Raw genomic sequence first — 12,422 nt, 5'->3', positions numbered from 1 at the left:
GCGCGCGATAGCGCTAACCCGGAATTTCGGGATTCCCCGATGCGCGATGCGCATCTGAGGTCTGGTGCTGGCGCACTATCCCGGAATGACACCTCCCGCTTCGAGCAGGACCAGTTCCTGACCATCCTGTCGCGCGAGGAGGCGCTCGCGCGCTTCGAGGCGGCGCTGTTCCCGCGCCAATTGCCGTCCGAGAGACGGCTGCTCGCCAATGCGCTCGGCCGTGCGCTGGCGGAGGACGTGGTGGCGCCGATCGATGTGCCGCCATTCGATCGCTCCAATGTCGACGGCTTTGCCGTGCGCTCGGCCGATCTGGCGCGCGCCGGCGAGGCCGCGCCGGTGCAACTCGCGCTGAACGGCGAGACGATTTCGTGCGGGACTGCGCCGGCCCTGCCGGTGCTCCCCGGGACTGCCACCGCGATTGCGACCGGCGGTCCGGTGCCGCGCGGCGCTGATGCCATCGTGATGGTCGAGCAAACCCAGCCTGCCGGCCACGGCACCATCGAGGTCCGGCGTGCGGCGTCGCCCGGTCAGTTCGTGTCCTATGCCGGCTCCGACATCGCGCGCGGCGAGGCCCTGCTGCGCGCGGGAACCATTATTGGGTCGCGCGAGATCGGCATGCTCGCGGCCTGCGGCATCGCCGAGGTTGCGGTGACGTGCCGTCCGCGCGTTGCAATCCTCTCGACCGGCGACGAACTGGTGCAGCCGGGTGAGACGCTGCGGCCGGCCGCGATCTACGACACCAATGGTGCGATCGTCACCGCGGCGATTGCCGAGAACGGCGGTGACGCGGCGTTCCTCGGCGCGATCGCCGACAACGAGGCGATGCTCGAGGCCGAGATGCGCAGGGCGTTGGCGGACAGCGACATGCTGGTGCTATCGGGCGGCACCTCCAAGGGCGCGGGCGACGTCTCGCATCGGATCATCGCTCGCCTCGGCAAGCCCGGCATCATCGCGCATGGCGTGGCGCTGAAGCCGGGCAAGCCGCTGTGCCTTGCGGTGTGTGACGGCAAGCCGGTAATCATCCTGCCCGGCTTTCCGACTTCCGCGATGTTCACCTTCCACGACATGATCGTGCCGGCGCTGCGCCGGATGGCCGGGCTGCCGCCGCGATCGGATGCCAAGGTGGCGGCGAAGGTGCCGGTGCGCATCGCCTCCGAGCTCGGGCGCACCGAGTTCGTGATGGTGTCGCTGGTCGAAGGTGCCGACGGGCTGATCGCCTATCCCAGCGGCAAGGGTTCGGGTGCGATCACCTCGTTCGCGCAGGCCGACGGCTTCCTGAAGATCGAGGCGCTGGCCGACCAGCTGCCGGCCGGCAGCGAGGCCGAGGTGACGCTGTTCACGCCGCATGTGCGGGTGCCCGATCTCGTCATCGTCGGCAGCCATTGCACCGGGCTCGATCTCGTCACCGCGCCGCTGGCGCATGCCGGTCTCGTGGTGCGTTCGATCGCGGTCGGCAGCCTCGGCGGGCTCGCTGCCGCCAAGCGCGGCGAATGCGATCTCGCCCCGATCCATCTGTTCGACGACAAGACCGAGACCTACAACACGCCGTTTCTGGCCGACGGGATCGAGCTGGTGCCGGGCTGGCGGCGCATGCAGGGCATCGTGTTTCGCAGGGACGACACCCGCTTTGCCGGCTTGAGTGCAGAGCAGGCGGTGTGCGCCGCGCTCGCCGATCCCGCCTGCATTATGGTCAACCGCAACCAGGGCGCCGGCACCCGCATCCTGATCGATCGCCTGCTGGCGGGCAGCCGGCCCGATGGTTACTGGAATCAGCCGCGCTCGCACAATGCGGTTGCGGCCGCCGTGGCGCAGCACCGCGCCGACTGGGGCATGACCATCGCGCCGGTCGCCGATGCGTCGGGACTCGGCTTCATACCGCTTGCTGAAGAGCATTATGACTTCGCATTGGTGACGGCGCGCAAGCAGCGGCCGGCAGTGCAGGCCTTTCTCGATGCACTGGCGTCGGATGAAGGGCGGGCTGCATTGACGAAGGCCGGATTCAGGCCGGCGTAGCCGGTGTGCGGCTCTGCCGCACCAATCACAGCTGTCGTCCCTGCGAAAGCAGGGACCTATACGCCGCGGCGGGCGTCGCAGGCGGGACTCGTCGTTCCAGCATCACGCAACAACTTGCATTTGTGGTTATGGGTCCCTGTTTTCGCAGGGACGACTCTGAATGTGTTGCGCGGCCAGAGGGTCACATATCCGCGTTCTCGCGACATGAATTGTGCCGGAGGCACCCTGATCACTCGCTCAGCTTGCGGTCCAGGAAGTCGACATAGGAATTGTCCGGGTCCAGTTTGACGGCCAGGCGAAGCGCTGCTCGGGCGGCGGACTTGTCGCCGTCGGCCGTGGCCTTGTGCTCATCCAGGATCGCATTGGCCACCGTGCGCGCGGTGTCGAGACGGGCCTCGTCGATGGATCGGTCGGCAAGATAGGCTTCCACCGGCTCGCGGAGGCGCTTCAGTTCGTCCACGCCGACCGAACTCAGCGGGTACCAGTTGTAATATTCGAGACGCGGCCGATCATCCGTGAGGCTCGGCACGTCCCCGACAAAGGCCGCGAGTTTTTCATCGGCGGCGATGAATGTCGCCAGGAAATCCTCGGGCGAGCCGAGGCCGTTTGCCGTCAGGTCTTCGGCCACCGCGGGCTTCGACATGCGCATGGCGAGCTCGCGCGGATCGATGTTCAACGGTTCATCGGAGGCGATCGCCACGCCTTCCATTCTGGACGGCAGCCACAGCGAGACATGCTTGAACTGGCCCATCATGGCCTTGAGTATCATCTTCGGAAGAATGCCGCGGTTGAAATCCAGCGGCACCCATTGCGCGAGAACGCCGCCGGGACGCATCTTCTGCTTTGCCAATGCATAGAATTCCTCCGTGTAGAGGTTGATGACGCCGGCATCATGGGGTGGTGGCGGCTCGAGCGTGATGGCGTCAAATGTCTCCTTGGTCCCGAGCAGGAAGTGGCGCCCGTCTGCGACGATCTGATGGACTTTGGGGTTTTGATAGAACTGCTTGTTGATCGGCACGAAGTGGGGCGCGAATTCGAAAACCGTCGACGCCAGATCGACCGCGTCGATGGATTGCAGTTCCTCATGGGTGCTGACCGCTCCCACCGTGGTTCCGGTCCCGATGCAAATGACGACAGCCGTTTCAACCGGGCCCTGGTGCAGCAGAATGGGATAGTGCCCCATCGCCGCCATGTAGCGTCTGCCCTCGGGACGGTTGTTGGCATAGCTCTTCGAATTCACCACCAGCTGCTGATAGGTGCCCGCCGCCTTCTCGCGATACTCGACCACCGCAAACGTCGCTTGCCGGGCTTCCTGCAACTCGAGCACATTGGCGCCTTCGATCGCGGTCAGGACCCGCTCCAGATAGTGTGGCGTGAAGATCAGCAGCGCTACGGCGATGACGCTCGCGGCGATCGTCCCTTGCCGCCACAGGCTCCTTTCTCTCAGAAGATCCGGCTGCGACACGGTCGTTGCGACGAACAGCAGAACGTTCACGACAATCAGCGCGGTGAGCGCGCCCTGGCTGCCCAGAGAGGGGATCAGCAGAAACCCCGCCGCCAGCGAGCCCACGACGCCGCCAATCGTGTTCAAGGCGTAGAGCGTGCCGATCCTGCGGCCCAGCGCGCTCATCTGCATCACGGTCAGTTCGCTGGCCAGCGGAAAGCTGATGCCGATCAGCGTCGTCGGCAGCAACAGGGCAACAGCGCAGACCAGGAAGAACGAAACGTCACCTCCCAACAGCTCCTGCACCGGGACGGGAAGCAGGCCAGATACGACGGGAGACAGCGCTACTCCCATGGTCCGCGCCTTGCCGAGTATTCCGATGGTCAGCGTGGCCGCAACCGCGATCAGCAGCTGCGTTACGGCGAAGTATCGCAGCAATCGATCCTTGCGGGGGGCGAGCAGCCTGGCGCAGACCAGGGCGCCGATCACGAGCCCGAGCAGGTAAACGCCGAGCATGCCCGAGAAGGCGTAGACGCTCGAGGTGCTGACATTGGTCAGGAATCGGAACCAGACGACCTCATAGGCGATCGACACAAAACCGGAGCACGCGAAAATCCAGATCAGGATCGACGTCCTGTCGCTCGCGGTCGCGGCGGTTTGCACCGGCGCCGGTGCAGCGACCGGCAAGAGCGGGCTTGCGCCGTGCGCAACGAACAGCGCCACAACGCCGACGCAGATGTACAGCGCTGCCGCCACCAGGCTCGATCCCGCGATCCCCCAAAGGCCCATCAGCACAAAGCCGACAGCCAGGGTGCCGATGGCGGCGCCCAGGGTGTTGAACCCGTAGAGCAGACCGATGCGATTGGCGAGGTCGGCTTGTGTGCGGGTCAGGAATTTCACCAGGAAGGGCAGGGTCGCGCCCATCAACATCGTCGGCAGCGACAGGATGGCGAGCGACACGGCGACCATGAGAGGCAGCCGGAATGGAGACTCCAGGTCCAGCATCGGTGACAGCCAGCCCACCCATGTCGGCCAATGCGACAGCAACGCGGTGACCGCGAGAGAAACGAGGGCGAGGGCGAGTTCGAGAAACCCGTAGATTTTCAGGGGGCGGCTGACGGTGTCGGCGATCCGGCCTCCCAAGGCGCTGCCCAGCGAGAGGCCGAAAAAGAAGCTTGCCACCGTGACGCTGACGGAGACGGTCGCGCTTCCCAGCACGAATTGCAGTTGCTTGAACCAGAGAACCTGCAGGATCAGCGATGCCGCGCCCGACGCCAAAAAGATCGCCGTGACCAGAACCCGGTTTTTCAGGCTTACGGCGTCTCGAACGCCACCACGATTGCGCACTGGACCGGTCTCCCGTTGAACGGGAGAACAGGTAAGGCAAATGCTCTTAATATTGCCTTATGGCGGAGCGGCGCTGCGAGGCGGCCGAATCGCGTTGAGATTGCTCGGAAAATTGCCGTTTGGCGGATGCTTGCCGGGGCCGAGCGATCGCGCTGTGAGAGGCCCGCGCGTTGCGGATCCAGCTCAGTGCCGCATGGCCGTCTCCACGAACTCCAGCACGGAGCGCGGGACCTCTTCGTATTCGACGAAACGGCGCCGAAGCTCGTCGGCAATGTCGGTCGTGACGTCGCGCGACCATCCTTCGTTGGTATTGAAAGCCACGATGCGGACCGGACGGCTGTACTGATCGTCCAAGAGACGCCGGATCAGCGTTTTCCGGTCAGTGCCTTCCTCATCGGTTTCGCTCCAGGCACGACCCAGTCGGCCAAAATCGTTCAGCACCAGATAGATGTCATGGTCGATTGAATGCGGTACGATCGAAGGCGAGCGAGGCATACATGGTCCTCCGCGGCGCACATTATCGTGTTCCGATCGCCCTGCGCATTGGAAATTTTGAGGTAAATCCGGTGGATAGCGGGATCGCGCGCCGTCAGACGAAAGATGCAGTGGTTGCCTTGGAGCAATGTGTCCCGTCGCCGGTTATCTCTCATCACCGACATGGGCCCTGTTGCGGACGTCGGTGGTTGAGCGACCGATGGGGCTCCCACCCGCTCGAGGAGCGGTGCGATGTTGAGAAGGCTTCGTTTTAGGAACACAACGCTGGAAGAGGTGTTGGCGGTCGATACGCAGCGGCCGCGGAAGAGGCTGCGGATGCGTGACCAGCCCCCGAGAGAGAGCCGATCGGCAAGGCTTGCCAAGCCGGGGCGGCCGGTCAGTCAACGGACCGACTGACCCTGCGGGACAGCGTGCCGAGCCGACTTGCGCAGCGGCCCGTGAACGGGTTCGCCGATTGCGGCGACCAATCCATCATGGCGCTCGACACCGTCAATTTTCGCGGGATCGCCGCGCTCATCGCGGCGGCCGGCACCTTGTTCTGGCTCTACACCTTCTACGCCATCGCCCATGTGCCGCCTGGCGACGGCACCGGCTTCCAGTGGCTGGCGGTGTTTCCGCTCGGCATGGTGTTCGGCCTCTTCTTCCTGCCGGCCTGGCTGCTCGTCGCCATCGGCCGATTGCCGAGATTCACCGCGGCGCTTGCGGCCTGTGGCCTGATCGCGTTCGCGGTGCTGTGGGCACAGCTGCTGCAGGAGTTTCCGAGGGCCGCCCTCTAGCGAGCCAGTCGATCCTCATCCGCCGGCAAGCCTGGCATGACATTGCTCCAAGGCTGATATAAGCAGCGTTGGGCGCAACTCGCGGCTTTCCGTCGTCGCGGCTGGTCCCGGCCATCCATGTCGGGCGGAACAGCAGGCGCCGATGCCCTAACGATCGGTATGTCTTCGGAGACGTGTATGAAAGTGATTGGCCTCGCGGGATGGAGCGGTGCCGGCAAGACCACCCTGCTGTCGCGGGTGATCCCCTGCCTGCTGGGCCGCGGCCTGCGCGTCTCGGTGATCAAGCATGCCCACCATGAATTCGATGTCGACGTGCCCGGCAAGGACTCCTGGGTGCACCGGCAGTCCGGTGCGACCGAGGTGCTGGTGTCCTCGACGCGGCGCTGGGCGCTGATGCACGAGCTGCGCGGCGCCGATGAGCCGCGGTTGCCGGAGCTGCTTGCCAAGATGGCGCAAGTCGATCTGGTCGTGGTCGAAGGCTTCAAGCGCGAGCCGGTCAACAAGATCGAGGTGTACCGTGCCGCCAACGGCAAGCCGCTGCTGTTTCCCGACGACCCGCGCGTGGTCGGGATCGCCAGCGACGTCGCGGTTGCAACCACGCTGCCGGTCGCACATCTCGACGACATCGAGGACGTTGCCGAATTGATGCTGCGCGCCGCGATCCCCGTCGACGACGTGCTCGCATCGGCTCCTGCCGAAGGCTGAAGTGGATGGAGGCGGCGTTGACGATGCAGGACGGCTTCGCCATGGTCGAACCATGACAACGACGAAGCTCGATCTCACCGGCCTGAAATGCCCGCTGCCGGCGCTGAAGACGCGCAAGGCCCTCAGGAGCGTGATGGCGGGAGATTTCCTCGAGGTGCATTGCACCGATCCGCTTTCGGTGATCGATATCCCGGCCCTGATCCAGGAGACCGGCGACAAGGTCGAGATCACCGAACGAAGCGATGCAAGGATCGTATTCTTGATCGAGAAGATCAATGGAGCGATAGATAACTCAAATGCTGCGTTGCCGCGTACGCGCTAGATGCAGCTTGATATCTACCTTTTGCCTATCGACACCTATTTTCCATTCTGCGCGAATTGATAATGTCCGCCGGGTTGTGGTGCTGAAGTTGTGCTCGAGCGTGGGCGCATCGACGGACAACGACTGGGCCTGTGTCCAGATCACGGGCTGCACGGCCGGGCATATCCGGTCGTATTGGGGGTTAGCATTTCCGGAATGTGCGTGGTTGGTCCCGGCGCATTGAGGGAATGTGCGGAGCTGCCGGTTGACGCTGGCCGCAATGGGCCGAGACGGGATCGAAGACGCAGATGCGCCTGTCGTAATGGCGGCTGCAGGGGAGGTGTCAATGACCACAGTGAGCAGCGCCGGACGCGTATCCGCGTCAGGTGCAGGTTTCCTCGACAAGGAACATACAATCGCGACCGCCGGCTTCAACCGCTGGCTGGTGCCGCCGGCCGCGCTCTGCATCCATCTGTGCATCGGCATGGCCTACGGCTTCTCGGTGTTCTGGCTGCCGCTGTCGCGCGCGATCGGCCTGACCGCGCCGAAGGCGTGCCCCGACATCTCGCTGGTGCAGGAGCTGTTCACCACCACCTGCGACTGGAAGGTCGCGAGCCTCGGGTGGATGTACACGCTGTTCTTCGTGCTGCTCGGCGTCTCCGCCGCGATCTGGGGCGGCTGGCTTGAGAAGGTCGGTCCGCGCAAGGCCGGCTTCGTCGCGGCGCTGTGCTGGGCCGGCGGTCTCGTGATCGGCGCGCTCGGCGTCTACACGCACCAGCTCTGGCTGATGTGGCTCGGCTCCGGCGTGATCGGCGGCGTCGGCCTCGGCCTGGGCTACATCTCGCCCGTGTCGACGCTGGTGAAATGGTTCCCCGACCGGCGCGGCATGGCGACCGGCATGGCGATCATGGGCTTCGGCGGCGGCGCGATGATCGGTGCCCCGCTCGCCGACAAGCTGATGAACTACTTCAAGACCCCGACCTCGGTCGGCGTCTGGGAGACCTTCCTCGCCATGGGCGCGATCTACTTCGTGTTCATGATGATCGGCGCGTTCCGCTATCGCATTCCGCCGGCCGGCTGGCAGCCCGAGGGCTGGACGCCGCCGACGAAGGCCAACGCGATGATCTCGAGCAAGAACGTCCATCTCGACAACGCGCACAAGACGCCGCAGTTCTGGCTGATCTGGTGGGTGCTCTGCCTGAACGTGTCGGCGGGAATCGGCGTGATCGGCATGGCCTCGCCGATGTTGCAGGAGATATTCGCGGGCAAGCTGATCGGCCTGCCCAATGTCGGCTTCAACCAGCTCGATGCCGGACAGAAGGCGCAGATCGCGGCGATCGCGGCCGGCTTCGCCGGATTGCTGTCGCTGTTCAACATCGGCGGCCGCTTCTTCTGGGCGTCGCTGTCGGACAAGATCGGCCGCAAGAACACCTACTACACGTTCTTCATCCTCGGCATCGCGCTCTACGCGCTGGCGCCGACCTTCGCCGCGATGGGATCGAAGCTGTTGTTCGTGCTCGGCTTCGGCATCATCCTGTCGATGTATGGCGGCGGCTTCGCGACCGTGCCGGCCTATCTCGCCGACATGTTCGGCACCCAGTTCGTCGGCGCCATCCACGGCCGTCTGCTGACGGCGTGGTCGACCGCCGGCATCATCGGTCCCGTCGTGGTGAACTACATCCGCGAGTTCCAGCTGGCCGCCGGCGTGCCGCGCGACCAGCTCTACAACACCACGATGTACATCCTGTGCGCCATGCTGATCGCGGGCCTGATCTGCAACTACCTGATCAAGCCGGTCGATCCGAAATGGCATATGAGCGACGCCGAGGTCGCCAAGCTGCAGGATGCGAGCGCCAGCGCCGCGGCGGCCGGACCGCACGGTTCCTACGGGATCGGGTTCGGCGGCCTCGACGCCAAGGCGGCGCTGTTCTGGCTGTTCGTCGGCATTCCGCTGGCGTGGGGCGTCTACATGACGCTGCTCAGCGCGGTCAAAATCCTCTGATCGCACACCGGGCCGCGCGCGGGACATCTGGCATCCCGCGCGCGGCCCGCAGCGTTTTCCAGCTAAGTGGATGCCGGTTCGCGTGAAGAAAACGCGTCAGACAAGAAGCTCTACGCCGTTCAATTCAACAGATAATCAAGGGACATTTCAGCCATGTTTCGTACCGCAAGCTATCTTGTGGCCGCCTTGCTTCTCGCCGGCTCGCTGCACACCGCGTCAGCCCAGACGACCGAGGCCAAGCCGTCGAAGGTCAAGCTCACCATGCAGAAGCTGAAGGACATGAAGGCGCAGTGGAAGGCCAACAAGCCAAAACTGAAGGTCTGCCGCGCCGAGGTGAAGTCGAAGGGCCTGACCGGCGACGACCGCTGGTTCTACATCGAAGAATGCATGGGCAAGAGCTGAGCGATACCGCTCCGGTATCTGCAACGCAAGAGGGCGTGACGGCGATGGCCGTCACGCCCTCTTGTTGCGTTTGGGACGCGATCACTCCGCGGCGGCGGGCGTCGTCTTGGCGGGCTCCAGTGCGGCGGCGATCGCCTCGTCGACCCGTTCGAGCCAGATGAACTCCAGCTTGGCGCGGGCGCCGGCGGGGATGTCGTCGAAGTCGCGCCTGTTGCGCGCCGGCAGCATCACACGGGTCAGGCCAGCGGCCGCGGCCGCGACCACCTTCTCCTTGATGCCGCCGACCGGCAGCACCAGGCCGCGCAGCGAGATCTCGCCGGTCATCGCGGTGTCGCTGCGCACCGTACGGTCGGTCAGGAGCGAGGTGAGGGCGGTGAACATCGCAACGCCCGCGCTCGGGCCGTCCTTCGGCGTCGCGCCGGCGGGAACGTGGACATGGATGTCGCTCTTCTCGAACACGGCGGGATCGATGCCGAGCTGGGAGGCGCGGCTCTTCACCAAGGTCAGCGCGGCCTGCACGCTCTCGCGCATCACCTCGCCGAGCTGGCCGGTGAGGATCAGCGCGCCGCGGCCCGGGGTGCGCGACGCCTCGATGAACAGGATGTCGCCGCCGACCGGGGTCCAGGCGAGGCCGGTGGCAACGCCGGGAATGCTGGTGCGCATCGCGATCTCGTTCTCGAACCTCGGCTGGCCGAGCAGCGACACGATGTCCTTCGGCGCGATGGTGACGTGGCTCGTGCTGCCTTCGGCGATCTGCACCGCGACGTTGCGCAGCACCTTGCCGATCTCGCGCTCCAGGTTGCGCACGCCGGCCTCGCGGGTGTAGCTGCGGATGATCAGCCGCAGCGCATCCGGATCGATCTCGACCTGCTCGGCCTTGATCCCGTTGGCCTCGAGCTGGCGCCGCACCAGATAGCGCTTGGCGATCTCGAGCTTCTCGTCCTCGGTGTAGCCGGCGAGGCTGATCAGCTCCATGCGGTCGAGCAGCGGGCCGGGGACGCCGTCGAGCATATTGGCGGTGGCGATGAACACGACGCGCGAGAGGTCGAACGGCACGCCGAGATAATTGTCGCGGAAGCTCGAGTTCTGTTCGGGGTCGAGCACCTCTAACATCGCGGCCGACGGATCGCCCTGAATGCCGCGGCCCATCTTGTCGATCTCGTCCAGCATCATGACGCAATTGCGTGCGCCGGCCTTTTTGATCGCCTGGATGATGTTGCCGGGCAGCGCGCCGATATAGGTGCGGCGGTGGCCGCGGATCTCGGCCTCGTCATGCACGCCGCCGAGCGAGACGCGGACGAACGGCCGTCCCATCGCGCGCGCGATCGATTGTCCGAGCGAGGTCTTGCCGACGCCGGGCGGGCCGAGGAAGCACAGGATCGGCGCTTTGCCGCCGGGCGCGAGCTTGCGCACCGCCAGATATTCGATGATGCGGCTCTTGATCTTCTCGAGGCCATAATGGTCCTGGTCGAGGATCTTGCGTGCCTCCGCGATGTCGATCGGCTTCTCCTCCGGCAGGCTCCAGGGCAGCTCGATCAGCCAGTCGAGATAGCTGCGCACCATGCCGGACTCGGCCGCGGCCTCCGGCATCCGCTCGTAGCGGCGCAGTTCCTTCTGCGCCTGGCTTTCGGCCTCCGGCGGCATCTTGGCATCGGCGATCGCCTTGGTCAGCTCGGCGACTTCCGCGGCCTTGCCGTCGCCTTCGCCGAGCTGGCGCTGGATCGTCGCCATCTGCTCGCGCAGGATCGCCTCGCGCTGCCGCTCGTCGAACACCGCCTTGGTCTTCTGCCCGATCTCCTGGCTCAGCCTCAGCACCTCGATGCGCTCGGCGAGGTGACGCGACACCTTGTCCATCCGCGCCACGAGGTCGATGGTTTCCAGGATGTCCTGCTTCTCCGACGGCTTGATGTCCATGTAGGAGGTCGCAAGGTCGGCGAGGGTCGCCGGCGAGGTGGTGCCCTGCAGCGCGGCGATCAACTCCTGCGGTACTTGCGGCAGCAATTGCGCGGCCTCCAGCGCCTGGCGCTGCAGATTGAGGAAGCGCGCCTCGATCTCGGGCGAGGTGGTGGTCGGCTCCGGGATCTGCAGCACGCGGGCCGCGAGGAACGGCGTGCCGGGCAGATAGTCGAGCACGCGCATGCGCTGCACGCCCTGGCAGACCAGGTGATGAGTGTCGTCGGCGCCGGTGATGTAGCGCACGATGTTGGCGACGGTGCCGACGCGGTACAGCCCGTCCGGACCGGGATCGTTGGTCTCGGGATCGCGCTGCAGCAGGATGCCGATCGGCCGCTGCTCGCGCACCGCCTGCTGGGCCGCGGCGATCGACGTCGCGCGGGCGATCGTGATCGGAATGATGACATCCGGAAACAGCACGGTGTTGCGCACCGGGACGATGATCAGCGCGTCGCTCGGGATCGGCGTCGAAGTCGATGCTGGGCTTGAAACGTCTGAGGCAGCCATGTCGAAATCCTTTAACTCGACTTTCCGAGCCGCAGGCCGACGCAACCATGCGCGGCAAAACGGCTGATGGTGTAGCGGCCGGTCGGCAGCGCGATGCGGCGCTCGAACCGGCCCTGCGGCAGCTCGAGGCGCAGGATGCGGGCGTTGCGGAGTTCAGGGGGCAGGGTGCGGCGGCCGGAGATCACCAGCGTGCCGCCGTCGAGCGCGGCCTCGACCTCGTCGGGATCGACCCCCGGCAACGCGACCAGGATCAGGATTTCATCCTCGGTCTCGATCACGTCGGTCGGCGGTTCCCAGCTCGGCTCGCTGCTTCCCGCGCGCGGGTGCAAATTGAGGAAGCTCTGGTGCAACCGCTCGGCGCGGGCGAGCGCCTCGATCGCATCCGACAGCATCCAGTTGATCTGATCCTTGGGCCGCATGGGCACCCTCCACGTCGCATTGGGAGGCGAGGTTACCGGTCTTGCCGCCGACCGTAAA

10 protein-coding genes are annotated in these 12,422 nt (G+C 65.4%); 6 read left to right on the top strand and 4 right to left on the bottom strand.

Annotation, left to right across the window (positions count from 1 at the left end):
- The first annotated feature begins 39 nt into the window (after window positions 1-39).
- A complete protein-coding gene (locus E2I15_RS21250) occupies window positions 40-2,013 on the top strand; it encodes a molybdopterin biosynthesis protein (RefSeq protein ID WP_137480314.1) in 1,974 nt (657 codons plus the stop codon).
- Window positions 2,014-2,242: 229 nt separating this feature from the next.
- Here E2I15_RS21250 and E2I15_RS21245 read toward each other — a convergent pair whose 3' ends face one another.
- Window positions 2,243-4,804 carry a fused MFS/spermidine synthase gene (locus E2I15_RS21245; protein ID WP_137480316.1) on the bottom strand — a complete coding sequence of 854 codons (2,562 nt, stop codon included), beginning with the start codon at window positions 4,802-4,804 and terminating at the stop codon, window positions 2,243-2,245.
- 183 nt (window positions 4,805-4,987) lie between these two features.
- Window positions 4,988-5,299 carry a hypothetical protein gene (locus E2I15_RS21240; protein WP_028342466.1) on the bottom strand — a complete coding sequence of 104 codons (312 nt, stop codon included), beginning with the start codon at window positions 5,297-5,299 and terminating at the stop codon, window positions 4,988-4,990.
- Window positions 5,300-5,736: 437 nt separating this feature from the next.
- Between E2I15_RS21240 and E2I15_RS21235 the strand changes: the two genes are divergently transcribed.
- The 5 genes from E2I15_RS21235 (at window position 5,737) to E2I15_RS21215 (ending at window position 9,485) form a co-directional block, all read left to right on the top strand.
- Window positions 5,737-6,075 (top strand): hypothetical protein, encoded by a 339-nt coding sequence (locus E2I15_RS21235; protein WP_137480318.1) that lies wholly within the window; start codon window positions 5,737-5,739, stop codon window positions 6,073-6,075.
- Between the two features lie 177 nt (window positions 6,076-6,252).
- Window positions 6,253-6,780, top strand: coding sequence for a molybdopterin-guanine dinucleotide biosynthesis protein B (mobB, locus tag E2I15_RS21230; protein WP_028332715.1), 528 nt, complete (start codon window positions 6,253-6,255; stop codon window positions 6,778-6,780).
- 52 nt (window positions 6,781-6,832) lie between these two features.
- Window positions 6,833-7,102, top strand: a complete 270-nt coding sequence (locus E2I15_RS21225; RefSeq protein ID WP_137480320.1) for a sulfurtransferase TusA family protein — start codon at window positions 6,833-6,835, stop codon at window positions 7,100-7,102.
- Window positions 7,103-7,427: 325 nt separating this feature from the next.
- Window positions 7,428-9,083 (top strand): OFA family MFS transporter, encoded by a 1,656-nt coding sequence (locus E2I15_RS21220; protein ID WP_137480322.1) that lies wholly within the window; start codon window positions 7,428-7,430, stop codon window positions 9,081-9,083.
- Window positions 9,084-9,236: 153 nt separating this feature from the next.
- Window positions 9,237-9,485, top strand: coding sequence for a hypothetical protein (locus E2I15_RS21215; RefSeq protein WP_137480324.1), 249 nt, complete (start codon window positions 9,237-9,239; stop codon window positions 9,483-9,485).
- An 81-nt stretch (window positions 9,486-9,566) separates the two neighbouring features.
- Here E2I15_RS21215 and lon read toward each other — a convergent pair whose 3' ends face one another.
- Complete coding sequence (gene lon / locus E2I15_RS21210; RefSeq protein WP_137480326.1) at window positions 9,567-11,945, bottom strand: endopeptidase La; 2,379 nt, start codon at window positions 11,943-11,945, stop codon at window positions 9,567-9,569.
- A gap of 11 nt (window positions 11,946-11,956) precedes the next feature.
- Window positions 11,957-12,364 (bottom strand): Hsp20/alpha crystallin family protein, encoded by a 408-nt coding sequence (locus tag E2I15_RS21205; RefSeq protein WP_016842263.1) that lies wholly within the window; start codon window positions 12,362-12,364, stop codon window positions 11,957-11,959.
- Between the last annotated feature and the right edge of the window lie 58 nt (window positions 12,365-12,422).

Source organism: Bradyrhizobium sp. BR2003, from assembly GCF_009720285.1.
GTDB lineage: Bacteria > Pseudomonadota > Alphaproteobacteria > Rhizobiales > Xanthobacteraceae > Bradyrhizobium > Bradyrhizobium elkanii.
Note: the sequence above shows the minus strand (reverse complement) of the source record. Positions and strands in the feature narration are given on the sequence as shown.

Bases quoted from the DNA above. Each gene is read 5' to 3' on its own strand.
- E2I15_RS21225 (WP_137480320.1), top strand. From the start codon at position 6,833: ATGACAACGACGAAGCTCGATCTCACCGGCCTGAAATGCCCGCTGCCG.
- E2I15_RS21240 (WP_028342466.1), bottom strand. From the start codon at position 5,299: ATGCCTCGCTCGCCTTCGATCGTACCGCATTCAATCGACCATGACATC.
- E2I15_RS21250 (WP_137480314.1), top strand. From the start codon at position 40: ATGCGCGATGCGCATCTGAGGTCTGGTGCTGGCGCACTATCCCGGAAT.
- lon (WP_137480326.1), bottom strand. From the start codon at position 11,945: ATGGCTGCCTCAGACGTTTCAAGCCCAGCATCGACTTCGACGCCGATC.
- mobB (WP_028332715.1), top strand. From the start codon at position 6,253: ATGAAAGTGATTGGCCTCGCGGGATGGAGCGGTGCCGGCAAGACCACC.
- E2I15_RS21215 (WP_137480324.1), top strand. From the start codon at position 9,237: ATGTTTCGTACCGCAAGCTATCTTGTGGCCGCCTTGCTTCTCGCCGGC.
- E2I15_RS21220 (WP_137480322.1), top strand. From the start codon at position 7,428: ATGACCACAGTGAGCAGCGCCGGACGCGTATCCGCGTCAGGTGCAGGT.
- E2I15_RS21205 (WP_016842263.1), bottom strand. From the start codon at position 12,364: ATGCGGCCCAAGGATCAGATCAACTGGATGCTGTCGGATGCGATCGAG.